Source organism: Microcoleus sp. B3-D7, from assembly GCF_036705305.1.
Taxonomy (GTDB): Bacteria; Cyanobacteriota; Cyanobacteriia; order Cyanobacteriales; family Microcoleaceae; genus Microcoleus.
The window spans coordinates 1-24180 of sequence record NZ_JAUBUE010000047.1 but is presented as its reverse complement, the minus strand read 5'-3'; the positions used below and the strand labels follow the sequence as shown (position 1 = coordinate 24180).

At 46.5% G+C, this 24180-nt stretch carries 23 protein-coding genes and 1 tRNA gene; 13 read left to right on the top strand and 11 right to left on the bottom strand.

Going from position 1 to position 24180, the window contains the following annotated elements:
* Positions 1–226 precede the first annotated feature (226 nt).
* Positions 227–466, bottom strand: a complete 240-nt coding sequence (gene sipA / locus QUB25_RS24255) for a regulatory protein SipA (RefSeq protein WP_333186990.1) — start codon at positions 464–466, stop codon at positions 227–229.
* Between the two features lie 146 nt (positions 467–612).
* On the bottom strand, positions 613–819 hold the full coding sequence (locus QUB25_RS24250; protein ID WP_333186987.1) for a hypothetical protein: 207 nt from the start codon (positions 817–819) through the stop codon (positions 613–615).
* 197 nt (positions 820–1016) lie between these two features.
* On the opposite strand from QUB25_RS24250, the gene rbfA reads away from it, so the two are divergent.
* The 3 genes from rbfA (at position 1017) to QUB25_RS24235 (ending at position 3760) form a co-directional block, all read left to right on the top strand.
* The gene (rbfA, locus tag QUB25_RS24245) at positions 1017–1469 is read left to right on the top strand and encodes a 30S ribosome-binding factor RbfA (RefSeq protein WP_333186984.1); all 453 of its coding nucleotides are present in this window, start codon (positions 1017–1019) and stop codon (positions 1467–1469) included.
* A gap of 69 nt (positions 1470–1538) precedes the next feature.
* Complete coding sequence (locus QUB25_RS24240) at positions 1539–3161, top strand: glycoside hydrolase family 3 N-terminal domain-containing protein (protein WP_333186981.1); 1623 nt, start codon at positions 1539–1541, stop codon at positions 3159–3161.
* 365 nt (positions 3162–3526) lie between these two features.
* Positions 3527–3760 (top strand): DUF4327 family protein, encoded by a 234-nt coding sequence (locus QUB25_RS24235; protein WP_333035426.1) that lies wholly within the window; start codon positions 3527–3529, stop codon positions 3758–3760.
* 63 nt (positions 3761–3823) lie between these two features.
* Here the strand turns inward: QUB25_RS24235 and QUB25_RS24230 are convergent, their stop codons facing one another.
* From QUB25_RS24230 to QUB25_RS24220, 3 genes are all read right to left on the bottom strand, one after another.
* Positions 3824–4228, bottom strand: a complete 405-nt coding sequence (locus QUB25_RS24230) for a hypothetical protein (RefSeq protein WP_333059720.1) — start codon at positions 4226–4228, stop codon at positions 3824–3826.
* A gap of 361 nt (positions 4229–4589) precedes the next feature.
* Positions 4590–5723, bottom strand: a complete 1134-nt coding sequence (locus tag QUB25_RS24225) for an ABC transporter ATP-binding protein (RefSeq protein ID WP_333186978.1) — start codon at positions 5721–5723, stop codon at positions 4590–4592.
* A 50-nt stretch (positions 5724–5773) separates the two neighbouring features.
* Positions 5774–6343 (bottom strand): HD domain-containing protein, encoded by a 570-nt coding sequence (locus tag QUB25_RS24220; RefSeq protein ID WP_333187037.1) that lies wholly within the window; start codon positions 6341–6343, stop codon positions 5774–5776.
* A gap of 144 nt (positions 6344–6487) precedes the next feature.
* Here QUB25_RS24220 and QUB25_RS24215 point away from each other — a divergent pair, with 144 nt between their 5' ends.
* Positions 6488–7111, top strand: a complete 624-nt coding sequence (locus tag QUB25_RS24215) for a Uma2 family endonuclease (RefSeq protein WP_333186976.1) — start codon at positions 6488–6490, stop codon at positions 7109–7111.
* Positions 7112–7720: 609 nt separating this feature from the next.
* On the opposite strand, the gene QUB25_RS24210 is transcribed toward QUB25_RS24215, so the two are convergent.
* Entirely contained in the window at positions 7721–8122 is a 402-nt protein-coding gene (locus QUB25_RS24210) for a fasciclin domain-containing protein (protein ID WP_333035415.1), read from the bottom strand.
* A 423-nt stretch (positions 8123–8545) separates the two neighbouring features.
* Between QUB25_RS24210 and QUB25_RS24205 the strand changes: the two genes are divergently transcribed.
* The 6 genes from QUB25_RS24205 (at position 8546) to QUB25_RS24180 (ending at position 16955) form a co-directional block, all read left to right on the top strand.
* Positions 8546–9583, top strand: coding sequence for an aldo/keto reductase (locus QUB25_RS24205; protein ID WP_333186973.1), 1038 nt, complete (start codon positions 8546–8548; stop codon positions 9581–9583).
* Between the two features lie 836 nt (positions 9584–10419).
* On the top strand, positions 10420–11721 hold the full coding sequence (locus QUB25_RS24200) for a glycosyltransferase family 1 protein (RefSeq protein WP_333186971.1): 1302 nt from the start codon (positions 10420–10422) through the stop codon (positions 11719–11721).
* Positions 11722–11844: 123 nt separating this feature from the next.
* A complete protein-coding gene (glf, locus tag QUB25_RS24195) occupies positions 11845–13086 on the top strand; it encodes a UDP-galactopyranose mutase (RefSeq protein ID WP_333186969.1) in 1242 nt (413 codons plus the stop codon).
* A gap of 108 nt (positions 13087–13194) precedes the next feature.
* Entirely contained in the window at positions 13195–13551 is a 357-nt protein-coding gene (locus QUB25_RS24190) for an STAS domain-containing protein (protein WP_333035411.1), read from the top strand.
* Between the two features lie 213 nt (positions 13552–13764).
* Positions 13765–15648 (top strand): glycoside hydrolase family 2 TIM barrel-domain containing protein, encoded by a 1884-nt coding sequence (locus QUB25_RS24185; RefSeq protein ID WP_333064901.1) that lies wholly within the window; start codon positions 13765–13767, stop codon positions 15646–15648.
* Between the two features lie 203 nt (positions 15649–15851).
* Entirely contained in the window at positions 15852–16955 is a 1104-nt protein-coding gene (locus QUB25_RS24180) for a beta-glucosidase (RefSeq protein ID WP_333186966.1), read from the top strand.
* A gap of 88 nt (positions 16956–17043) precedes the next feature.
* On the opposite strand, the gene QUB25_RS24175 is transcribed toward QUB25_RS24180, so the two are convergent.
* Together QUB25_RS24175 and QUB25_RS24170 are read right to left on the bottom strand one after the other, a co-directional pair.
* Positions 17044–18489: a hypothetical protein gene (locus tag QUB25_RS24175; RefSeq protein WP_333186963.1), complete on the bottom strand. Its 1446-nt coding sequence runs from the start codon at positions 18487–18489 to the stop codon at positions 17044–17046.
* A gap of 61 nt (positions 18490–18550) precedes the next feature.
* Complete coding sequence (locus QUB25_RS24170; protein WP_333186960.1) at positions 18551–19408, bottom strand: hypothetical protein; 858 nt, start codon at positions 19406–19408, stop codon at positions 18551–18553.
* Positions 19409–19630: 222 nt separating this feature from the next.
* Between QUB25_RS24170 and QUB25_RS24165 the strand changes: the two genes are divergently transcribed.
* Entirely contained in the window at positions 19631–20122 is a 492-nt protein-coding gene (locus QUB25_RS24165) for a helix-turn-helix transcriptional regulator (RefSeq protein WP_445251982.1), read from the top strand.
* A gap of 113 nt (positions 20123–20235) precedes the next feature.
* On the opposite strand, the gene QUB25_RS24160 is transcribed toward QUB25_RS24165, so the two are convergent.
* Both QUB25_RS24160 and QUB25_RS24155 read right to left on the bottom strand, forming a co-directional pair.
* Positions 20236–20308 (bottom strand) — tRNA-Glu (locus QUB25_RS24160).
* An 87-nt stretch (positions 20309–20395) separates the two neighbouring features.
* Positions 20396–21442, bottom strand: coding sequence for a M42 family peptidase (locus QUB25_RS24155; protein WP_333186953.1), 1047 nt, complete (start codon positions 21440–21442; stop codon positions 20396–20398).
* 176 nt (positions 21443–21618) lie between these two features.
* Here QUB25_RS24155 and QUB25_RS24150 point away from each other — a divergent pair, with 176 nt between their 5' ends.
* Positions 21619–22035, top strand: coding sequence for a hypothetical protein (locus QUB25_RS24150; RefSeq protein WP_333186949.1), 417 nt, complete (start codon positions 21619–21621; stop codon positions 22033–22035).
* A 17-nt stretch (positions 22036–22052) separates the two neighbouring features.
* Complete coding sequence (locus tag QUB25_RS24145; RefSeq protein WP_333186946.1) at positions 22053–23771, top strand: ATP-binding protein; 1719 nt, start codon at positions 22053–22055, stop codon at positions 23769–23771.
* 145 nt (positions 23772–23916) lie between these two features.
* On the opposite strand, the gene QUB25_RS24140 is transcribed toward QUB25_RS24145, so the two are convergent.
* The coding region (locus tag QUB25_RS24140) for an SIMPL domain-containing protein (RefSeq protein ID WP_333186943.1) at positions 23917–24180 on the bottom strand (264 nt) is incomplete at its 5' end.

Genomic DNA, 24180 nt, shown 5'->3' with positions numbered 1-24180 from the left:
GTTGGGCAACGAGCAAGCAATGGGATTTAACAGATTTAAGGGAGGGATGTTGAGGGAAGAAGGAAAAGAGAAATGTTAATTTCTCATAGGGTTTACTGTTGTTTCGGAATGATTTAACCGCAGAGAACGTAGAGGGCGCTGAGTTTCCCGAAGACAGAGAGGAATAATTCTAATACCAACGAATTTGATATCAGATCAATTCCCTATTCCCATTACCCATTCTCGATTACCCATTACTTTCTACATTAGTTTCCGCCGCTTCAATGTACTGACTGTCTAACAGAAAAGCACCTTTTTCAAAGCGAATTCCCCAATAATTGCCGGGACGCCGATCGATCACAACGCCTTCAGCGCCGATCGCAATTAAATTCGCAGGCCGCAGCATCGGCATCGGTTCGGCAGTTTTGACGTAAGGCGGCATCGCCACAACTCGGACTTTTTGACCGACTGTAAATTCTTTTTCCATGAGTTTTATTTCCTAAAAAAACGCAGCGATAAAGGAATTTCGACAAGAATTGTTTCTGTTTAATTGATTGATTGATTGATTGATTGATTAGGGATGGATAATAAAATGGGTAATTATGAATCATAATCAAGGCAATTACGGCTAAATTATTGATATTCTAGGCTTCCATCTTCGTTATTATATTCAAGTTCATGATATTTTCCCCCTAACCCTAAGTCATGAAGACATCGTTGGTAGTTTTTGGCTCCCATATCGAAAGGGTTAGTCCTGTTCAATCTTGCCCATTCAGCTATCTTTAGCTGGTTAGTTGCCCCTGAAGCATCGGCTACGGTTTTGACAATCCAATCAAACATTTTTTTCCTCTAAGCTGTCTCTCACTCTACCTCTCTATATTAGCTATATATTCACCTATGGCAATCAAACATTTTTTTCCTCTAAGCTGTATCTCACCCCTAACTCTGACGATCGCCCGTAACACCCCTGACCGATCGCGCTACAATTGTCAATCGGGATGAAAATGGCTGATTAGGAAAGTAGAGGAGTAGGTGTTATGGCTACAAGTCGTCGCATTGAGCGTGTAGCTTCAATGGTTAAACGGGAAGTCAGCCTGATGTTGCTGAATGGAATCAAGGACGACCGGGTAGGTGCCGGTATGGTTAGCGTTACCGATGTAATTGTTTCGGGAGACCTTCAGCATACAAAAATTTTTGTCAGCATCTACGGTACTGATGAGGCGAAGGCTGAAACTATGGAAGGTTTGAAATCTGCTACTAGCTACGTCCGCAACCAGTTGGGCCAACGATTGCAACTGCGCCGAACGCCGGAAGTGATTTTTCTGGAAGACCGTTCTTTGGAACGGGGCGATAAAATGTTGATACTGCTGAATCAGCTTTCTGCCGATCGCAAACCAGGTATGTTTGATGACGAAGAATTGGCCGAGGGCAATGAAAATGATGATGATGATGATGATGATGATGATGATTTAGAAGCAGACGAGGATTAGTGTCTGAAGGTAGTCAACAGCTTTCCTGTCAACAGTCCACAGTCAACAGTCAACAATTCCTAATTTCCCATGATTGACAATCTTTCCTTACCAGAACTGGTGGCACAGATGTTCGTGGTGCGCGCTTCTGGCTGCTTGTTCGACCACCAAATTCGCTATCCCGAATGGGAACCAACTGCCAGCAAACTCCGCTATTATCTGGAAAATTTGGGCGTCGGTGGGGTGATTTTGGTCGGGGGAAGTGCTGCGGAGTTGGCACTTCGATCGCACCAATTGCAGTCTTGGGCCAAGTTTCCGCTACTGCTGGCGGCCGATATTGAGGAAGGTGTCGGCCAGCGGTTCGCGGGGGCGACTTGGTTCGGGCCGCCGATGGCAATTGCCGAAGTGGCGCGGCACGATGCAGGTAAAGCCGATCAATATGCTGAACAAATGGGCGCTGTCACTGCGATCGAAGCTAGGGCGATCGGTCTAAATTGGATTCTTGCACCGGTGGTTGATGTTAACAACAATCCCGACAATCCTGTGATTAACGTCCGCGCTTTTGGCGAGACACCGGAAATTGTCGGGAAATTAGCCGCTGCTTTTATTCGCGGCGCAGGTGAGCACCCGGTTTTGACTACAGCTAAGCATTTTCCCGGCCACGGGGACACGGCGGTTGATTCTCACTTGGAATTGCCGGTTTTGCCGCATTCCCCAGCGAGATTGGCCCAGGTTGAGTTGCCTCCTTTTGTTGAGGCGATGGCTGCTGGGGTCGATGCTGTGATGAGTGCTCACTTGCTGATTCCGGCTTGGGATGCGGAGTGTCCTGCTACTCTTTCTCGCAAAATTTTGATCGGGAAGCTGCGAGAAGAGTTGGGATTTGAAGGTTTGATCGTGACGGATGCTTTGGTGATGGGTGCGATCGCCAATAAGTACGGCGCTAATGAAGCTGCTGTTTTGGCTGCTGAGGCTGGTGCTGATGTTTTGCTGATGCCGCTTGACCCGGAAGGGGCGATTCTGGCTGTCTGTGAAGCTGTCACTCAAGGGCGACTTTCAAAAGCACAAATCAAGGAATCTGTCAAGCGGATTTGGTCGGCTAAAGCTAAAGTCGGTTTGTTAGTAAAGGAAAAGGAAAAAGCAGTAGATTCAACATCAATCAAGTCGATAGACTTAAGTTTGCTGGCAACTCCTGATGCCAGGGCAACTGCTGCCGATATTTTGCGAGATTCTTTGAAATTTGGCGGCAATCTACCTTTGCAGGTTGCCAAACCCGCAGAAAACCAGCTTTTGCGGAATTTGATTGTTGTAGATGATGTTTTGGGGTGTGAGTTTTTGGGCAACCACACTCCGGCGATCGCCCTTCCTGAACAGTTTGGTTACGAATTGCAACTGATTGACGATCGCACAGGGGCGATCGCTGATAATACAGGTGCAGAGCATTTTTCTCCAACACTGCTGCAAATTTTCATTCGCGGCAATTGCTTCCGAGGCAGTGCTGGTTTGACCGAAGCAGCTCAAGATTGGTTTAAGAAATTATTAAAAACGGGAGAACTGCAAGCTGTGTTAATTTACGGCAGTCCCTACGTTTTAGAGCAATTTTTGCCACACTTGCCTCCGAGTATTCCTTATGTATTTTGTTTTGGGCAAATGCCGACAGCGCAATCTCTCGTTCTTGAAGTGCTATTCGGCATTGACGGAACTGGTAATGCTTGAGTTGCCGGACTCCTAAATATTTCCTTTGCTGCTTGCGGCGTTAGGAGTTAAATTCATCAACCCGGTTTCTCGCCGGAAATGTTGCCTTTGGTGGCAAAGCATCCAGAAACCGGGAATCCGATGCGGGTTCCTAAGTTCTGAATTGAGCTTTCCAGCAGATCCGCTTGCTAGTCGGGAAAATGTGCTGCTTCTCAACATCCTAAGACAGATCCCATCACTTACTGATGATTCCTATAATTTATTTTTATTTACGGCAGTGAATTGTATAGCTGTATACGGACAAAATTTAACTTCCATATTCGTAAGTTTGGACTATATTATTACCAGGGCCATAAAATTTTTTAGTAAAACATTGAGGGCGCATTATGATTCACTCCACTATTCCCCAAATCCAATACTCTTTAGATGTGATCCAAGATGAAGCGCGTCAGCTCGTGCATGAGGGCGTACTCAGCCGCCAACAGCCCATCTATACCCTGTGCCAATTCATTCCGCCCCGGGAATGGGCTTGTGTAGAGTGCGAATTAGAAAAATGCGACTTCTTGCTGCGCGATCGGATAGCCGACCTGATCGGTTCTGAAAAATGGGACAATGACTAAAGTTTGGTTCTGTTAAATTAAGTTGGCAAGTAAACTCCGGCTGTGTTAGAGACTCTTGATTCTTTAATGCTGGGAATTTTCGGCGCGCAAATTTTCCAACTCGGCCCTCAGCGCTGCCATGTGTGCAGTTAATTCTTGAATCTCTAGCTTTACGTTAGGCTGTACAACCGACTCGGGAGGAGCATCAGTCGCTGCATCTGATTGCTTGGGCGAGACAGATTCGCTGTCTGCATTCTCCCGATCGCCCGGTTGAGAAAAAATAGTATCTACAAAATTCCGGGCTTCTCGCTCAGTCATTTCTCCTTTTTCCAGCAGCTCATCGGCTAGCTGGCCAAAATCTGACTTCAGTTTGTCAAGATTTTCTTCTCGCTTCAGAGGATCTTGCAATGTCTCAATTAAAAAGGAAGTTGCACCTAAAGTTAGGTGAAATCCTGTTTGCAGCATTTGAGGCAGGTTGTCGGGATTCATCTAAAAATGCCGCTAGAACGTTTTTCTGAGTTTTTGGTTCGCTAGTTGCTCCCAAGTCGGGGCGCAAAGCCGATTTTTAGCGCGAAGGTGCTGGCGTTGTGGGTCGAGATCGCCCCGATTCAGGAAATATCAGCTTTTGGGAGGACGTTTTGCCGTTGTGCCAATACTAATCGTATCATTACTTCGTAAATTAATAAATGTCAAGTGTAAACTTTTGTAACTACGAATCGAGACATTCCCACTGGAAAGCTCAGTTTATTTGAGATTTGAGATTTGAGATTTGAGCTTGAACAAGACTTACGCACTGCGACTAAAAAAACCCGGTGACTAATTACCCCTGCGTAAGTCGTGTTCAATCCAGTTAAGGATACAGCGCCTCGCCAGTGGAGGGGTCAAATATAAATAGTCGATCGAAGTCAAGCTGTACCGTCAGTCGATCGCCCGATCGCAAGCGAACACTCGCAGGTATTTGTAACTGTACAGTAGTTTCAGCACTCAACAAAGGCAAACTCGCCCGAATTAAAGTTTCTCGCCCCAGAGGTTCCACTACTTTTACCTCTACATCAAGAGGGACTTTTTCTAAGGCCCAAACATCGGTTTTCAAATCATCATCTTCTACTGTTTGTGGGGTAAAGATTTCTATATTTTCTGGACGGATGCCCAAATCAAATCCTTGTCCTTCTCTAGCCTGCAATTTTTTCTGAATCGAGGGCGGACAGGCTAAATGTTGATTTCCCACTTGAAAGGATTCGTTAGTATAAATTGCCGGCAAAATGTTCATGGCGGGATTGCCTAAAAATGTGGCAACCATGCGGTTAGCTGGTTTGGCATAAATGCTTTGCGGGTCTCCAATTTGTTGAATTTTTCCCCCATTTAAAACTACAATCTTATCAGCTAAAGTCATCGCTTCCACTTGGTCGTGGGTGACGTAAATTGTGGTAATTCCCAGCCGTTGATGCAGTTGTTTGAGTTCTGCTCTAGTGTCGTCTCGCAGTTGAGCATCGAGGTTAGAAAGCGGTTCATCTAAAAGAAATACTTTCGGTTCGCGGGCGATCGCCCTTCCGAGTGCTACCCGCTGCTGCTGTCCGCCTGATAGCTGTTTGGGCTTACGCTTGAGGAGGTGGTCGATCGAGAGCGATCGGGCTACTGTTTCGACTCGTTCTTGAATTTTAGTCGGGTCAACATTCCGCATCCGCAATCCAAAAGCCAGATTTTCTGCGACAGTCATGTGCGGATAAAGCGCGTAATTTTGAAACACCATTGCTACATCGCGCTGTCTCGCCGGAATGTTGTTAACTAAATTATCTCCGATGTAAAGATTGCCGGAAGTTGCGGTTTCTAAACCTGCAATTGTCCGCATAATTGTGGATTTACCGCAGCCGGATGGCCCGACTAATACCCAAAATTCCCCGTCCGGGATTTTGAAGCTGATGTTTTCGATCGCGGTGACGTTTTGGTAGCGTCTGGTAATATTTTCTAAGCGAACATTTGCCATTTTGTGACTGTAATTAGTAATTGATAATTAGTGATTTTTACCTTCAGTCTTCAGCCTTCAGAAAACTGTTTTAATTCTAAAACTGTGCGGTCTAATTCTTCAACTATAGGCGTTAACTCAGCTTGGCGGAATGCTTCTACTAAAGAACGATAATACCAGAGAGAACCATCTTTGCCACCTTTGAAGCGTTCCCAAACAGTATCTCCTAATTGACGGTAATCTTTCAGGATCGATCGAACATTATAAAGTTTATCAGCAGCCGAGACTAATCTGACGGAGCCAGAAGCTGTAGAAATGCGATCGATATAGGCTTGTTTTCGCTGACGCCAAGGGGGTTTCGGCGTCGCGTCACTTTCGGTACAGCCGTCTACAATCGCTGTGACTGTATCGCCAAAGCGGTGGCGGATGGCTTCGCGGGTGGTGGCGCCGCCTTGATCTTCGATCGCATCGTGAAGCAAAGCTGCGATCGCCTCATCTTCATTTGCCCCATATTCTAAAGCTATACTAGCCGTGCCCAACAAATGGGCAATGTAGGGAACCCCGGAACCTTTGCGAACTTGGGTAGCGTGCAATTCGGCAGCATAGGTGAGGGCTTCAGAAAAACGGTGGGAGAGAATCATGAAAGTCACCTTTCTGAATTGCTATGATATATAAATTGTCGGGCTAAGTTGAAAAAACCAAATCTACCAATTTCAATCATGTCATCGAATGCGATCGAGAGCGATCGCTTGTAAACTTATAATAGTTAAACAGAGGTTGCGAGCATGACAGCTACTATAATTATACCCAAAAATGCCGACCAAAACTCCGAGTTAGAATCACATCCTCAATTAGAAAACACACCAAAAAATTCCCCCGAATCTGAGCCTAAAAAAGTCATATCTCTTGAACATTTTTTAGTCAAACCTGCTGATAGAAAGGAATGGGTTGACGGCAACTTAGTGGAGAAAACAGGAATGACATTCAAGCACAGTCTAGCTCAATCTAAATTAGCCCGTTTCTGGGGAAATTATAAAGACTCCAGCGGACAGGGAGGAGAAGTGCTTACAGAAGTTCTTTGCCGCACTAACAAACAGGGTCGCCGTCCCGATGTTGCTTACATTACTCCTGAATTGTTGCCAGAATCAGGCAATTTTACAGCATTTTCCCAAAGTTTTCCTTTGATAGCGGAAGTTGCTTCCCCCGAAGATAGCGGCGAAGAGTTATTTGCGAAAGCTCACGAATATTTGGAATCGGGATGTTTAGAAGTTTGGTTGCTATTTCCTGAAGCTAGATTAATATTTGTGAATGCAGGGCAACGCTGGCGGTTGTTTAATGCGGATGAAGTGGTTAACACTCAAAGTGTACTTACAGGTTTTAGCGTAGCTGTGAGTGAATTGTTGGCTTAAGGAATGTGTAAAAGTAATTTATTAAAATTATAAAAATAGCTTTTAAAATATTGGAATTCAATGTGATTAATTTTATGTTAAGACGGGAATTAATGACTATATTGGAGCGAAAAAACCACATTTAATATACTCTACTGGTAACTTATAACTCTTGATAAATTCGCTCGCGTTCCACTATAACGTTCCGCTTTTTCAAATCAACTCAAAGGCGTTTTTCTGGATTTAAAAGAGGGTGGAACTCAGCTCCATCATAATGAACGGGTAATCAATTTTTCTTAGTGTGTTACACGTTGGATTTTGCCGACTTATGGCGTTTGCTCAGGAACCAAAGCAGCGCTATATCGCTCTTTGGTCACTCTGGGAAGACTATAATCAAGGAAAATCGCTGAGTGAAACCTAGTCCCTGATTATGATAGCGCCGAGGGAGCCCTTCCTGTAATTGAAGATGATCCTGATTTCCACTTTTCTTCCGCCTAGACAGACAAAAGAGCGATAGTTTTAATTATTGAGCTGGGTAAAATATTTAAATCTCAACTATCAATTAAAACAGGGCGGTGGCTAACAACAGCCACCGCCCTCAAGATAGTATTGCGCTATCTAAGTCTGTGCTTACGCAGGAAGCAAGACTGAATCAATAATGTGGATGACGCCATTATCAGCAGCAACATCGGCTGCTGTAACGGTAGAATCATTGATTTTGACCCCATTGGAAGCATCAATTTTAACTTCTGAACCTTCCACTGTCTTGGCAGATTTCAGCTTGACCACATCAGCGGCCATAACTTTGCCAGAAACGACGTGATAAGTCAAGATTTTTGTGAGCTTAGGAATGTCCTTAAGCAGTGCTTCTACAGTACCTGCGGGAAGCTTAGCAAAAGCTTCGTCAGTAGGCGCAAAAACTGTGAAGGGGCCAGCGCCTTTGAGAGTATCTACTAAACCAGCAGCTTTGACAGCAGCAACTAGGGTTGTAAAAGATCCAGCCGAAACGGCGGTATCAACGATATCAGCCAAGTGAGTCACCTAGTTTTTGTAATCTATAAATCACTATAACGCTAAAAAGTTAATTTAGCTACATTAATTTTTTCTCTAGTTCTGTCTGGTTGTCTGATTATTTAAGATAGCATTTTTTTATTTAAATCATTTCATACAATACCTATCTAAAGGTAGATATGTGTTTTGCCCTTTTACTGTATTTTAAATTGTTGATGTGATCCTAAATACATTAATAAGACGATCGCCCCTGCGCGCTTTTTAAACTAAACGCAGGGGGGGGACTGCATCGCCCCTGCTACGACATTTTGATTAACTTGGCAAAACATTCAACCCTCAGCGCAGCGCTAACACATTACAAAAGCCCGTTACCCCGACTTATGGCAACAGTTTGGGAAATCCCGATCTAAACTGTTAACAACCATTAACTAGGGGAAGGGTGACATGAGATACAAACTATTAGGTCACAGCGGACTTCGCGTTTCCGAAATCTGCCTCGGAACCATGACTTTTGGGGAAGAGTGGGGTTGGGGGAGTTCCTACGACGAAAGCCGGAAAATGTTCGACGCCTTTGCAGAAGCGGGCGGCAATTTCATTGATACCGCGAATCTCTACACCAACGGTACTAGCGAAAAATATGTCGGTGAGTTCATCGCAGCCGATCGCGAAAAATGGGTAGTTGCCACTAAGTATAGCCTCAACATGAAGAATGGCGAAATCAACGGTTTCGGCAACCACCGCAAAAATATGGTGCAAGCAGTAGAAGCAAGTTTGAAGCGATTGCAAGTTGAATACATAGATTTGTTGTGGCTGCACGCTTGGGATTTTACCACACCCGTCGAAGAAGTGATGCGCGCTTTTGACGATTTAGTGCGCGCCGGCAAAGTTCTTTATATCGGCATTTCCGATACGCCGGCTTGGATTATTTCTCAAGCAAATACGATCGCTAATCTGCGCGGTTGGACACCATTTATCGGCTTGCAAATCGAGTATTCTTTAAAAGAGCGAACTCCAGAACGGGACTTGATCCCTATGGCAAAAGCCTTTGATATTGGCGTCACAGCTTGGAGTCCCCTAGCAGCCGGTTTGCTGACAGGAAAATACAACACTTCAGAAACAGCCAGCGAAGCTAAACGGCTGAATTCACCTGAATCTGGAAAAATTAACGAACGAGACCTCAAAATTGCTGACGAAGTTAGCAAAATAGCGGCCGAAATTGGCAAACCTGCTTCTCAAGTAGCCCTAAACTGGCTGCGACAACAGCCAGTCGAAGTTATTCCGATTGTGGGTTCGCGCAAACTCTCGCAACTTCAGGAAAATCTAGCTTGTTTGGAGTTTGAATTAACCCCGGCACAAATGCAACAGTTAGACAAAGTAAGTGCAATTGAATTGGGTTTCCCTCACGATTTCTTAAAGAGTTCGACAGTGCAAGATTTTGCCTTTGGAGGTGGAATCGCCAAGATTGACAGACGCCGACTGTAAAGTTGCTGCTATTTTCTAGTTGCGGATTTAGGTGGCTATTTTGCCTTTGATTGCAGATAGTGGCGAACCCGCCCTTAGAGGGATGATTGACATTTGTGCTGTGGGCGCAAGCTTAAACTGACGCCCACAGCGCCAATGTCATCATCTTGGTTTCTTCCCACAGACTCGCGCAAAATCTTAGGTTTATCGTTGCGGTTGCCTGGTTTCTGTGATATTGTTGAGACAGGTGCTGTTCGGTGAGTTTAACGTCACTGCATAAACTGTCAATTGTTAATCTATCGGAAGTCAGAAATCTCGGACGCAACTTGGTATAGTAGGATACAAATTTACCCAATTAGCGATCGGATGAGTTAAAAAAAAGCAAGGTTTGTCAAATCAAAAAGCAACATAAACTTGATGGCAAATTTTCTCTCATCTTCAAATAAAGCAATAAAACTTGCTCTTTTTTCACCCCGTACCTGCCAGTTAAAAGTCATTTTACAAGGTCGATCGGCATTTTAACGGCTTTGGAACCCCGCATACAAGCTAGGTGTCTCCTGAGATAAAAGTCATCCTTCAGATAGAAGTTAGGGCAGAAAAACTGGGTTACATTTAACAACAATAGCAAGTCTAACAATATTAACTTATCTCCAAGTTTCAATTCTGAAAAAAGCAGATAAGCCTGTTTTTTCCGCAGCTAAACAGTTTCTTTGTTTGGCTCACTGAATGCGGCGCTTGCTCGTCAATAAAAGTTCTCAGATTTATGCTTGCGACTTTCAGTAAGACACTGCTGAGAAATATATCCTATTGACAACTTTTAACGGACAAATTTTCATTGACAAATTCCAGAGGCTAATATGTCGCCCCCAGAAAACTCAGTAAACAATAATTATAGCAATAAAGAGCGAGCATGGGAGATCCGATTTACCTCTATAGATCCAGCCAAATCGCCATCTCAATTCGCTGCGTCGCCCGCATTGCGGGCCAACTTATCAAAAACTGAGGCTTTAGATGCACCAGATTTAGTTTGCCTGTCCCATTTGCGGTGGAATTTTGTCTATCAACGTCCGCAACATCTCTTGAGTCGCTGTGCCAAAACTCGTCGCGTATTCTTTGTAGAAGAACCTGTGTTTACCGCGGCTACAGATTGGTGGCTTGATGTGAGCATCCACGAAAGCGGAGTCTGGGTAATAGTACCGCACCTGAGCGAAGGAACCAGCGAAGCAACAGCACAAACTGCTCAGCAAGCCATGCTAGATGATTTGTTTCGAGCGGCGGAAATTAGCCAGTACATCCTCTGGTATTACACACCAATGGCTGTCAGTTTCACAAGCCACTTACAGCCGCTAGCTGTAGTCTACGACTGCATGGATGAACTGTCAGCATTCCAAGGCGCGCACCCGGATTTAAAAGCCAATGAAAACCAATTATTAAAGCGCGCTAGCGTAGTATTTACCGGGGGACACAACCTTTACGAAGCTAAACAGCACCAGCACCCAAACATTCACCCCTTCCCCAGCAGCATCGAAAAAGAACACTTTGCGACAGCCAGGAATCTTTCAGAAGAACCGGCCGATCAAAAAGACATTCCTCACCCGCGTTTGGGATTTTATGGCGTCATAGACGAACGCATGGATATCGAACTGCTAGCGGGCATGGCCCAAGCAAGGCCGGACTGGCATTTAGTCATCATTGGCCCGGTGGTGAAAATCGATCCGACAACTCTGCCAACTCACCCAAATATCCACTATCTCGGCGGCAAATCTTATCAAGAATTGCCAGCGTATCTTGGCGGATGGGATATAGCCATGCTGCCTTTTGCGATTAACGAATCGACTAAGTTTATTAGTCCCACGAAAACTCCAGAATACCTCGCTGCCGGCAAACCGGTGATTTCTACTCCTATCCGCGACGTGGTGCGACCCTACGGAGAAAACGGCTTGGTTCGGATTGCTAGCAATTCTTCAGAATTCGTTGCTTGTGCCGAAGAAATCCTCAGCGAAAGTTCGGACGTTCGCACGAAGTGGCTGAGCGAAGTAGATGCCTTTTTAGCAGACAATTCTTGGGACAATACCTGGGGCGAAATGCTGGGGTTGATCGAAAGTGCGATCGACGAGAAACGGCAGAAAGCAGAAGGCCGGATGAAAGTTTTAAGTTAGGAATGTTGAGGTTGAAGTTAAAGAGTTACACTTTACGGATTCAAAAACTAACACTCAACACTCCTCGCTGTATGTCCAATTACCAATTATTCCTTACCCATACCCACACTCAGAGGTGTTTCAATGTTTGACTATTTAATCGTCGGAGCCGGATTTGCAGGTAGCGTCATTGCCGAAAGACTAGCAAATGAGGCGGGAAAAACAGTCCTGATAATTGATACCCGCAACCACATCGGCGGCAACGCATACGATCACTACGACAACCACGGCATCCTGGTACACAAATACGGCCCCCACATTTTTCACACCAATTCGCGCCAAGTTTTCGAGTATCTTTCGCGGTTCACCGAGTGGCGGCCTTACGAACACCGGGTTCTCGCCAGCGTTGACGGTCAACTGTTGCCAATTCCAATCAATCTCAACACCGTAAACAAACTTTACGGACTGAATCTCACGTCATTTGAAGTAGAAGATTTCTTCGCGAAAGTGGCAGAACCAAAAGATTACATTCGCACTTCCGAAGATGTCGTTGTTAGCAAAGTCGGTCGCGAACTTTACGAGAAATTCTTCCGCAACTACACCCGCAAACAGTGGGGAATGGACCCGTCGGAACTCGACAAATCAGTGATTGCCCGCGTTCCTACTCGCATTAACCGGGACGATCGCTATTTTACCGATACCTATCAAGCAATGCCTCTGCACGGCTACACTCGGATGTTTGAAAAAATGCTTTCTCACCCAAACATCAAGGTGATGCTGAATACCGACTACCGGGAGATTGAGGGCTTTATCCCTTACGGGGAAATGATTTACACCGGGCCAGTCGATTCCTATTTCAATTATTGCTACGGCAAACTGCCTTACCGTTCCTTGGAATTTAAGCACGAAACGCTGAACGTACCTGTACACCAAGAAGCACCGGTGGTAAATTACCCGAACGAGCATTTATATACTCGCTGCACGGAGTTTAAATACCTCACGGGACAAGAGCATCTAAAAACTAGCATTGTCTACGAATATCCCCAAGCTGAGGGAGACCCTTACTACCCGGTTCCACGCCCGGAAAATGCCGAAATTTACAAGAAATATAAGGCTTTGGCTGATGCAACTCCGGGAGTTTCTTTCGTGGGAAGGCTGGCGACTTACAGGTATTACAACATGGATCAAGTGGTCGCTCAAGCTCTGACAACTTACACACAAATTACTACCAAGCCGGTGATTGAATTGGTAGAAAATGTTAACGGTTCTGCCTCTAATGTCAGCTCATCCAATGGAGTCGCCCATCACCCAAGCGCAGCTTCTCTAGAAGTCGCTGCTGTCAACCACGGCAACGGCAACGGCAACGGCAAATCTACTACCAAGTAGCTGGAAGCTGCGAGTTACGTACGGGTAAAAAGGTAAGGTGCCGAGAGAGCACCTTACTCGGTTTTCATCAAAAGTTATTTAATAATTCAAACAACCATTGAGGTAAAAATGAACGTTCTAGTGAAAATTGTTTTGTCTCATGAGGTTTTGGAAATTTCTCAATTTGCTCAGTTTCAGAAAGAAATACAGCGCCTAATGGCCAGCGGTGGCAAAATTATTATGCTCGATTTCTCAAAAATAAATTTTCTGAAAAATTCCGAGTTAATGGCTGTAGTGGCGATCGTGAAATTAGTTAGAGACAGCGAATGTATACTTTTGATCTCTGCCATGAGCGAACAAGTTAGAATTCTATTTGAACTCACGGGACTACAGCAAATATTTCATTGTTTGCCGTTTGCGGAAGAATTTTATCTCACAAGTGAGCAAACTGAACCGTTAGGAGGTTTGCAAAGTGTTGCTAGCTAGAGGGAGAGGAGGAGAGGGGGGATAGGAAAAATCTTCCTGGTTTTTTCTTCCTGGTTTATTGTTCCTTCTCCTGACTAATGACTTCAGCACAAGAGAGCCTTCAGATGAGGCTGTTTTAATGGGCAGAACTTTTGCAAATTAATTAGCAAAAAACTTGTCAAAGTGAGGGTAATTGTCGCTAACCTATAAATATAACTTTGGGTAGATGTGCCGATGAGTTGGTTAGGTAGAGAGCTAGAAAATTGCGAGATAGAAGAGTCTGCAACTCTTGATAGTAAGGTGACAGTTCAAGGACGGAAAACAGGTTATCCGCGCCCCCAACTGCGCCGGAGCAACTGGATTTGTCTCAATGGTCAGTGGAGATTTGCTTATGATGACGCGGGCCACTGCGTGCAGCCGATCGATATTTCTGAGTGGACTCACACTATAGAAGTGCCGTTTGCTCCAGAATCGGCAAAAAGCGGGATCGGCGACACGAATTTTCACGCCAACTGCTGGTATGAACGCGAATTTGACATACCCCACACAGAAGGCAGAGTTCTTCTGCACTTTGGGGCCGTAGACTACCGCGCCCGCGTCTGGGTGAACGGTCAGTTTGTCATCGAACACGAAGGCGGACACACTCCTTTCACCGCAGACATTACAGCAGTTGTGAATCTCAACGGGATGCAGCGGGTTACAGTCTGGGCCCACGACGACCCGCAAGATTTGGAACAACCGCGCGGCAAGCAAGACTGGCAAATAGAGCCGCACAGTATTTGGTATCCGCGCACGACCGGTATTTGGCAGACGGTATGGGTAGAATTGGTGCCTCACACTTATATCGAGCGCATCCGCTGGACTCCGCAGTTTGAACGCTGGGAAATTGGTTTTGAAGCGTTTGTCGCGGGCGATCGCCAGTCGGGAATCCAAATTAAAGTTAAACTGTCGATCGGCTGTTTGCTGTTAGTCAACGACACCTACGAAGTTATCAACGGCGAAATCCACCGCCGCATCGCCCTCTCCGACCCTGGTATCGACGACTACCGCAACGAACTGCTGTGGAGTCCCGAAAAGCCGACCTTAATCAACGCTCAAGTGCAGTTGTGGGCCGACGGCAAACTACTCGACGAGGTTAAATCTTATACCGCGATGCGGACGGTCAGCATCCAGCGCGATCGCTTCATGCTAAACGGCCGCCCCTACTATTTGCGACTGGTGCTCGACCAAGGTTACTGGCCAGACACCATGATGACTGCCCCTTCCGACGAAGCTTTGCGACACGATGTCGAATTAGTCAAAGCAATGGGTTTCAACGGCGTCCGCAAGCACCAAAAAATCGAAGACCCGCGATTTTTGTACTGGGCTGACGTGCTGGGACTCTTAGTTTGGGAAGAAATGCCCAGCGCCTACCGCTTCACTCCCAAAGCCGTACAACGGCTGACGCGGGAGTGGACGGAAGTCATCGAGCGCGACGGCAGCCACCCCTGTATTGTAGTCTGGGTGCCGTTCAACGAATCTTGGGGAGTTCCGAATTTAGTCGAAGCGGCAGCCCACCGCAACTACGTGCAAGCGCTGTATTTCTTGACAAAAACCCTCGATCCGACTCGCCCCGTCATCGGTAACGACGGCTGGGAAAGCATCGATACCGACATCCTGGCGATTCACGACTACGACAACAACCCGCAAACCCTAGCCAAGCGCTACGGGCCCGAAGTCCAGCTAGCCGATTTGTTCGATCGCGGGCGTCCCGGCGGGCGAGTCCTCACCCTCGACGGCCACCCGCACCAAGGACAGCCGATGATGCTGACAGAATTCGGCGGCATTGCCTGCGCCGGTCGCGAAAACCCCGATTTTTTCAGAGTTTGGGGCTACGTGCGCGCATCCGACACGCAGGAACTGCAAAGGCGCTACACCGCGCTGTTGAAGGTGGTAAACCGAGTGGAAATGTTCAGCGGATTTTGTTACACGCAGTTAACCGATACTTTCCAAGAAGCTAACGGTTTGCTGTATGCCGATCGCACTCCCAAGTTTCCCCTAGAGGTGATCGCGGCGGCAACTCTCGGCTGGGATATTCCCGAAGAAAGTTCACAACCGCAAGCTATTACTCAATGCTAATTGGTGATTAGTCAAGGAAAAAGTAAAAATCTGAGATTTTTTTCTTATTTCATTTTGGCTTTTTGCCGATCGATATAGTTCTTACAAAAACACCCTTTGTAGTAAGGGCTTTAATCCTTTCTGATTGAGATTTAAGGACTCAAGTCCTGACTACAAACCTTAATGACCCATTACCCATTCGATTGATGTTTCAAAGTTTTTTCATGGGCGGATTTGAATGTTCCACCCACAGAGTGCAATCTGGAAAACGCCTCGATGTCACAGCCGCCACCGGTCACGATAAATTTGCAGCAGCCGACTACCAACGCTTGCAGGAGCAAGGCATTTACACAGTCCGCGAAGGCCTCCGCTGGCACTTAATCGAACAGACACCCGGAAAATACGATTTTTCCAGTTCCCTGCCAATCATCCGCGCCGCCCGCGACATGAAAATGCAGGTAATTTGGGATTTGTTTCACTACGGCTGGCCAGACGATATTGATATTTTCAGTCCCGAATTTGTGTCCAGGTTTGCAAGCATGGTGCGCGCTTTTATGGAAGTGCTAACTGAGGAAACAGACCAAACACCTTTCGTGACACCTGTTAATGAAATTTCATTTATTGCTTGGGCCGGCGGCGATGTCGCGTACATCAATCCGTTTGCAAAAGGGCGGGGAGACGAGCTCAAAATCCAGTTAGTCAAAGCTGCGATCGCAGCAATAGAATCAGTTTGGGAAGTCAATCCCCGCACCCGCATCGTTCAAATCGATCCCACAATTAACATTATTGCTGACCCTGACAAACCGGAGGATCGGGACGCGGCGGAAGGTTATCGCCTATCTCAATATCAAGCTTGGGATATGTTGGCTGGACGTTTTCGCCCCGAACTCGGCGGTAAGGAAAAATATCTCGATATTATTGGGGTGAATTATTACGATCGCAATCAGTGGATTCATAATGAAGACCCAATGAAATACACCGATCCGCTGTATCGGCCGTTTCGCGAACTGCTGCAAGAAGTGTTTGAGCGTTACCGTCGCCCCTTATTCATAGCCGAAACGGGTACTGAAGACGATTTTAGACCTGTCTGGTTTAATTATGTGTGTACTGAGGTAGTGGCGGCGATGAAAGCAGGAGTTCCGATAGAGGGAATCTGCTTGTATCCGATTGTTAACCATCCGGGTTGGGACGACGACAGGCACTGTTACAATGGTTTGTGGGATTATTGCAATGAATCGGGCGATCGGGAAATTTACCAGCCTTTGGCGGATGAATTGCAGTTTCAAAGGGAGCAAATTGAACCGTTGCTGAAGTTGCAGAATAGATAGCTGCGATCTAATTCTGTAGGGTGCGCTGCGGCGCACCTTATACTAAATCTGCGTTAACCATGCTAAATTTGATTTCCTTTGTCTTCGCTCAACCCAGCATAAAAGAGTCAAGCTCATCTACATTGTGAATAATCTTGGAATCAGGAACGCCATAGGCTTCAGCTAATTCGATACTAGCTTGCAATCTCAAGTCAAGGTTTAAGTTACGATCGAAAGCTGCTTCTGCTAAATTGCCCAGTCGTTCGTAGGTAGAAACAAGATTAGCAACAACTGCCTTGTAAGCTCGGTCAATTTGAGCGAGGGACTGCTGATAATATTGTTCTACTTGTCGGGCAAGATGAGTGTCTTCCCCCAATAACTGCTTGCAGAAACCAGTCACCATTCGACCTGCGATCGCACCAATGACAGCGCCAACAACAGGAATCGGAATCACAGCTTGTCCGATAGTAGCTCCAGCAGCAACAATGGCTGAATCAGCACAAGCAAATAAACTTAATTCAACGAATTGCTCGGCAGTAATTTCCCCTCGATTCAAACTACCGACTAAACTAGCAATTTCCATACCTGCACTAACAAAAGCACCAGCTAAAGGTGCAGACATTTGGGTAAAATTGGTTAACCCATAAATAGCTGTTGCCGATATACCACTAAGTGCAGCTCCTTTTGCGGTATCAATTCCAATTTCTTGCCAGTCTTCGGGGGTTAACTCACCCTTAAAAACGTTTTTACCTTGCTTATACTTAGCGTAAAGCTTAGTAGCAAATCGAATACTACCACCAATAACCGCGCCTTTAACAGCAACGTTACCAAAATCAGCCAGAGTAGGTCGAGCGTCGTCGCGTATCCCATCCTTAATTTGTTTGTTTTCTTGCTTTAATTCATGCTCTCTGCGATCTAGCGTCTCCTCAACTTTGCCTATTTGCACATCTTCATAGTTAGACGAACCAGCTTGAACAGTCTGACTGAAAGGACGATCCGACATCTGCTCTATTTCTTGAGCTTTTTCTTGTATTTTTTGAGCAGTACGACTTGTTATTCCCTCGACTTGTTGCCCTTTCAATATTTTATCAATAATTTCATATTGGTTTTTAGGGATATGGTAATATGACCCATCTCTGCCAAAGTCTTCGTATTTCTTCATGTGGTCGAGAACGTGGTCTAAATTATTGCCAATCCCATTCACAAATTTAGACTGTACTTTAATACCATCAATTAAATAATCTTCCGGTGCTGTTCTACCCACTCCCTCAAAAGTAGCGCGAGTTTCAGAGGAGTTCAAAATAGATTTTGCATTGCGAATACCAACTTCCACTTGCTCAGCTATTTCACCGTGTTTTGTGCTTGTGTTTCCCAGAATTTTTTCGGGAGTACCCACAAAATCACGAACTTTATCAATCTCCCCGACCGATGCAAAAAAAGCTCGGTCTTGTTTACTGAGTTCCCTTGCAAGCTGTTCTGCATGGCGCAGATTTTCCTCTGCTACTATTGCAGCAACGAATTGAGTTGTTAGATGTCTATCTTCTCTTTTTTCCATGTTAAAAAATGCAGCATTACTCCCTAATTGCTAGAGCCTAATGCTGCACTGCAAATTATAATTACATTGTCAGGTTTACGGTCTTTTTAATAGACTCGCTCAGGGAAGTAATGGAATTGATTAAAGTCCCCAGCCTTTGTTTGAGATCTTGGCTAAAATTCAGGTAATTCAAAGGTGCATTCTGCTTGAAGTATTGCAGTTCACTTTGAATAAGGTTAGCTAGTTTGACAGTTTCCTGTTCCAGCAAGTTTACTTCTGTCATAGTTGCGTTGACTTTAGCTGTTTCGCGTTGAATTTCAATCGCACGGTTAGTAGCTTCTGTGCCAATTTTCTTATTCTGCTCAGCTAGCATCATTCCACCACCTGCCAAAGCTACACCACCGATCGCCCAGCCCACCGGCCCTGCTAGTGCCAGCAATGCGTTCCCCGCCGCCATGCCTCCACCTCCGACTGTTGTAAGTGCACCGCCTCCCAACCAAGCTAAAGCTGCATTAGTAGCAGCAGCACCGGAAAGGGAAGCAATCGCAGTACCCGTTGAGGCTGTTCCAAAAGTTGTGGCAATTGCCATCGCTGCTGTGGGTCCAAAGAGGGCAACTCCAGCTCCAGCCATGACTCCTGCACCAGCAGTAGATCCTGCTACATTGGTATTGGGTTCTGCATAAACTAGATCCCAATCTTTCCCAGTCATTGCTTTAAGCTGAAACTTCAGTTTTGTAACAACTTTGCTAAATTCTTTTGGCGAGTTAGCCAGCGTATTAATGTAATTCTCGCATAGTTGGATAATCTCGACCGCACGCTTTACTCGCGTTTGATAAAGACTTTCAGCGGAATTTTGTAAATAGTGACACGATCTTTCGTACTTTTCTACTGCAAGGCGCAGTTTTTCTTGTGCCTCTTCCCTGTATCCGTTGTTAAACATTTACGGGTAAATACCTAATTATGAGGAGTTTGTGTTGATAACTCTGTCGAGCAGAAAACGGTACCTCGCAAGAAGCGAGCCTTCCCCGGATTCGAGGTGTAAAATTAATCACGATCCTGCTTTCCCTGATACTAATCTAACTACCCTTAACAAAGAAACTAATAAGCATTAGGAATCGTGTTAGACTTTGATTATAAAAAATCCCGCAACCTATCCCCTGCAATGGCATCCTCTAACGATCGCTTCCTCGAAGCTGCCCGCAACTGGGACTTAGAAACTCTTTACACAGACCTAGCATCCGCCAAGGGAAAGCGGCTCACGCCTACAGAGAAACAACATCTACGGGGTCTACTCTGCGGCTACAGTCCCGCCGAAATTGCCGAAAGACTCAGTAAAAACCCCAAGGGAATTGCCGTTGATTTCTGTAATACTTTATACCAATATGTAAAAAATCTTGTAGGTAAAGCTGATGAAAAGGTAGAAAACTGGAGGAAGATTTGTGAATGGCTGGAGGAGGCAGGATATAAAACTCAGCCGTCTCCCGAACCTGAATCAGGCGATTGTTTATCGGCAAAAATTATAATAAAAAAAGCAAATGTAGTTCTTGAGAAAAATCAAATCATAGTTGATATCAACCTGCGAATAGTCGCTTCCTCAACTTCAGAAATTCCCATTATAGAAAACTTCGATATCAATGGCAATGGTGCAAACTAACGAAAGTGCGATCGCACGCATCAGCTTAATTTTAAACCCAATAGCAATAAGGGCGGGCAAAATTCCCACCCCACATACTAGATATCAGTTTGATATCAGACTTAAATTTTCAATACCCCCAGGGGAATTCGAATCCCCGTCGCATCCGTGAAAGGGATGTGTCCTAGGCCTCTAGACGATGGGGGCGCGTCGTTGCGTTTGCTTGTGTTCCGCACCTTTATTACCTTAACTAATCTTTCCCAATCTGTCAACTACTTTGCGAAACTTTTTTTTCTACTCGTCCCAAAGCTCGTCACAGTAGGCTTTGAGGATGGCGGCGCAATTGCCGATCGCCCCGAGATGAGCAATTTCAAAGCCGTGGGTGTTCTGGGTGGGGAAAGCCAAACAAGCGGCGCGGGCTACGTGGCCGAACTTCATGGCGATCGAAGCATCGCTCCCAAAACCGCTAATTACCGCCAACTGCACCTCTACATCGGCTGCTGCGGCTGCTGCGCGCAATTGGGCGTTCAATCCTTCATCGTAAACTCCGTAGCCGTCCTGAACCAGCAAAACCGGGTTTTCGCCGTCAAGAATCGGGTATTCCGGCGCCAGAGGGCAAATTTCCAAAGCGATCAGCGCGTCCAACGGCTGGCGCTGCGTGAAATACAAAGCTCCGATCGCCCCAACCTCCTCCTTCGCCGACGCTACCAAATAAACATTCACCGCAGGCTCTTTCAAACATTCCGCCAGAGCCAGCAAAATCGCCACTGAAGCCTTGTTGTCCAGAGTGTAGCTCGCGATCCAATCCTTCAACCGCAGCGGGCGCTTGCGGTGCTTTCCCACCACCATCCGCGTGCCCGGTCGAATTCCGGCCTCGGCTAATTCCTCGGCGGTACACTTAGTTTCGATCCAGGCATTTTCCCACTTTAAAGAAACATCTTCCTGCTGAGCTTTCTGAGGAGATTCGTGAGAAACATGGCGGGAACCGAAGCTGAGAATGCCGCTAATTGTTTGCTTGTCTCCGAGCAAATCCACCACGCCTTCGCCGTAAACCCAAGGAAATGCGCCCCCCAATCTGCGGACTTCCACGCGGCCACTCTCGCCTATTGTTTTAACTAGGGCGCCAATTTCGTCTTTGTGGGCGGTAATGGCGATCGACTTTTCGGGATTGCGGCCCTTAATTAGGGCGATCGCATTGTCCGCGCGATCGACCCAAGCATTCACTCCCAGGGCGGCGAATTTTTCCATCAACTGCTGGTTAATTTCCGACTCCGCACCGCTGGGTGAGTGCAGCATTACTAATTCTTCAATTGTTTGGAAAAGGCGATCAAATTCTAACATTTTTGATTTTCGATTTTAGGAGCGAATTTTGACATATATTAAAGCAGATTTACTCTCTATTTCCCCGGCGGTACACTTAGTTTTAATTCAGGCATTTTCCCACTTGAAAGCAACATCTTCCTGCTGAGCTTTTTGAGGAGCCTAGGAATGAAGCAATTGGACGCAGCAAAGGGGGATTGAGTAACAAGATTCATGGGAGGGCGTGGATACGTTGGGCAATCCGTTGGGGTTTCACCTCACCCACGGACAAGCTGGTGACGCGAGCAGGAGGCGACCAACTGCCGCCGTTACTGGTGGCAGATACACTGCTGCCTAACAAGGGCTATGATCCTGATCAGCGTGTGATTGACCGCCTCAAGGCCGAGGGGAAGACCACCGTGATTTCACCTCGTCACAATTGCAAGACCCTGGAAACTTACGATGCTCAATTGTACAAAGCCCGTCATTTGATTGAGAATTTTTTCCCCAAGCTCAAGCAGTATCAGGCAATCGCAACGCGCTGTCACCCTAGGGCGGTGAACTTTCCGGCGTGCGATTCTTCTGGCTGCTGCGGTCATCTGGTTGAATTGATGACACCCCTTAAATTAACTTGACAGTGCCGTAAACTAATATGCCTGACCTCTTGAGCACCTTCTTTTCTAATAATTTCATTCCTCACGGGCATTGTTACCTCTGGAAACCGGGGTTAGTCTGGCTGCACTTAATGTCAGATGCCTTGACTACCCTCGCTTATTTCTCGGTGGCGGTTGCCATTGTTTATTTTACGAATGAGCGTAAGGATCTGCCTGCCCACACGGTGATACTGCTGGTGGGTTTCTTTTTTATCTTTGCCTTATGTGGCACGACGCACCTGATGGAAATAGTGACACTTTGGCACCCCATTTATTGGGTTTCAGGACTGATCAAAGCTGTCACTGGTGCTTGGTCTTTGTATACCTTCACCTTTTTACTGATTCCCTTAATTCCAGTGGCACTCGATACGCCGAGTCCAGCTCAACTTGCCCTTACAAACCAGGAACTAGAAGAGAGTCGCCGCCGTATCCAGGCGATTAATGTGGAGCTAGAGCAACGGGTGCAGGAACGCACTTCCCAACTCGAAGCGTCTAATCGCACCAAAGACGAATTATTGAGGCGTGAACAAATAATTCGGGCAGAGGCAGAGGCAGCTAACCGTGCCAAGGATGAGTTTCTCTCGATTCTTTCTCATGAACTCAGAACTCCTCTCAACGCGATCTTAGGGTGGTCAACTATGTTACGGCAAAAAAACCTGAGTGAGGATAAGGTGGCGCGCGCTTTGGAGACGATCGAGCGAAACGCAAAGTCTCAAGCCCAGCTCATCGAAGACATCCTCGATGTTTCTCGCATCATCACAGGTAAACTGCGCCTCCGAGTCCGTCCTGTCAACCTCGTGTCGGTGATTGAATCGGCGATTGAGTCTGTACAATTGGCGGCTGAGGCAAAGTCAATTCGCCTGCAAAGCGTACTCGATTCTGAAGCTGGTCCGCTCTTGGGTGATGCCGATAGGTTGCAGCAAGTTGTGTGGAATCTACTTTCTAACGCCGTCAAATTTACTCCTAAAGACGGGCGAGTCCAGATTTTTTTGCAGCGAGTTAATTCCCATGTTGAAATTACTGTCAGCGACACTGGAGCAGGCATCAGCTCCGACTTTCTACCGTTGGTCTTCGATCGCTTCAGCCAGCACGACAGCACGACTACTCGCAGTTATGGGGGGTTGGGTTTAGGGTTAGCCATTGTGCGTCAATTAGTTGAATTACATGGCGGGACTGTAACGGTAGTTAGTCCAGGGGTAGGACAGGGGACGACCTTTACAGTCAAACTGCCCGTGATGATTATCCATCTACCACCCAGCGATCGAGAGCCATTAAACTCTCTGGTCGAGGCGAATGGGAGGGTTGAGGCCTCGCCGACCCTTGAAGGCTTACAAATCTTAGTGGTAGAGGACGAGGCTGACGCGCTAGAGTTGCTGAGCACGATTCTCGAAAAGTATGGTGCTGATGTCATGGCTGTGGCTTCGGCCAAGGAGGCCTGGACCATTATCGAAACCGCAACCGATCGCCAGCTCGATGTTTTAGTGAGCGATATTGGGATGCCGGATGAGGATGGCTACTCCCTGATCCGCAAGTTACGTCAACTTGAAGCGCAGCGGGGCGGTAGGCTACCCGCGATCGCGCTGACGGCTTATGCCCGGAATGACGATCGTCAGCAGGCACTATTAGCAGGTTTTCAGATGCATTTGACCAAACCCGTAGATGCTGCGGAGTTAGTGGCGGTGGTGACCAGCCTCACCGGACGTACAAGCAGGTGCTAAAACCCAGGTGTTCAAGAACAAATGTTGCGTTTGAGAATAATGGGCTTCTTGTCAGCTTGAGGTGAAGGCAAGCGGTGGTGGCAAATCAAGCTGGTGAGTGTCGTCAGCAGCACAAACGTCTGTTAACTTGATTCCGGCAAAAAGTCTACTGTGTCAAAGATAGGAAGCACTCAGAGTGGTTATCGAGTAGAGCTTGCATGAGTGCTAGATTCTCTAGGGTGCGAATTTCGTGTTTGTCAGCGGTAATGGCGATCGACTTGTGGGGATTGCGATCGGGAATTAGGGCGATCGCACCGTTGACTTGAATGCCCAGAATCTCTCCCCGCTTGAGATTGAGGGCGCTAAAGACTGCATCCGCTTGCGCTTGAGCATCTTGAGTTGCTTTGCGGAGTGCTTGTTTTCGAGCAGA

Bases quoted from the DNA above. Each gene is read 5' to 3' on its own strand.
- sipA (WP_333186990.1), bottom strand. From the start codon at position 466: ATGGAAAAAGAATTTACAGTCGGTCAAAAAGTCCGAGTTGTGGCGATG.
- QUB25_RS24250 (WP_333186987.1), bottom strand. From the start codon at position 819: ATGTTTGATTGGATTGTCAAAACCGTAGCCGATGCTTCAGGGGCAACT.
- rbfA (WP_333186984.1), top strand. From the start codon at position 1,017: ATGGCTACAAGTCGTCGCATTGAGCGTGTAGCTTCAATGGTTAAACGG.
- QUB25_RS24240 (WP_333186981.1), top strand. From the start codon at position 1,539: ATGATTGACAATCTTTCCTTACCAGAACTGGTGGCACAGATGTTCGTG.
- QUB25_RS24235 (WP_333035426.1), top strand. From the start codon at position 3,527: ATGATTCACTCCACTATTCCCCAAATCCAATACTCTTTAGATGTGATC.
- QUB25_RS24230 (WP_333059720.1), bottom strand. From the start codon at position 4,228: ATGAATCCCGACAACCTGCCTCAAATGCTGCAAACAGGATTTCACCTA.
- QUB25_RS24225 (WP_333186978.1), bottom strand. From the start codon at position 5,723: ATGGCAAATGTTCGCTTAGAAAATATTACCAGACGCTACCAAAACGTC.
- QUB25_RS24220 (WP_333187037.1), bottom strand. From the start codon at position 6,343: ATGATTCTCTCCCACCGTTTTTCTGAAGCCCTCACCTATGCTGCCGAA.
- QUB25_RS24215 (WP_333186976.1), top strand. From the start codon at position 6,488: ATGACAGCTACTATAATTATACCCAAAAATGCCGACCAAAACTCCGAG.
- QUB25_RS24205 (WP_333186973.1), top strand. From the start codon at position 8,546: ATGAGATACAAACTATTAGGTCACAGCGGACTTCGCGTTTCCGAAATC.
- QUB25_RS24200 (WP_333186971.1), top strand. From the start codon at position 10,420: ATGTCGCCCCCAGAAAACTCAGTAAACAATAATTATAGCAATAAAGAG.
- glf (WP_333186969.1), top strand. From the start codon at position 11,845: ATGTTTGACTATTTAATCGTCGGAGCCGGATTTGCAGGTAGCGTCATT.
- QUB25_RS24190 (WP_333035411.1), top strand. From the start codon at position 13,195: ATGAACGTTCTAGTGAAAATTGTTTTGTCTCATGAGGTTTTGGAAATT.
- QUB25_RS24185 (WP_333064901.1), top strand. From the start codon at position 13,765: ATGAGTTGGTTAGGTAGAGAGCTAGAAAATTGCGAGATAGAAGAGTCT.
- QUB25_RS24180 (WP_333186966.1), top strand. From the start codon at position 15,852: ATGGGCGGATTTGAATGTTCCACCCACAGAGTGCAATCTGGAAAACGC.
- QUB25_RS24175 (WP_333186963.1), bottom strand. From the start codon at position 18,489: ATGGAAAAAAGAGAAGATAGACATCTAACAACTCAATTCGTTGCTGCA.
- QUB25_RS24170 (WP_333186960.1), bottom strand. From the start codon at position 19,408: ATGTTTAACAACGGATACAGGGAAGAGGCACAAGAAAAACTGCGCCTT.
- QUB25_RS24165 (WP_445251982.1), top strand. From the start codon at position 19,631: ATGGCATCCTCTAACGATCGCTTCCTCGAAGCTGCCCGCAACTGGGAC.
- QUB25_RS24155 (WP_333186953.1), bottom strand. From the start codon at position 21,442: ATGTTAGAATTTGATCGCCTTTTCCAAACAATTGAAGAATTAGTAATG.
- QUB25_RS24145 (WP_333186946.1), top strand. From the start codon at position 22,053: ATGCCTGACCTCTTGAGCACCTTCTTTTCTAATAATTTCATTCCTCAC.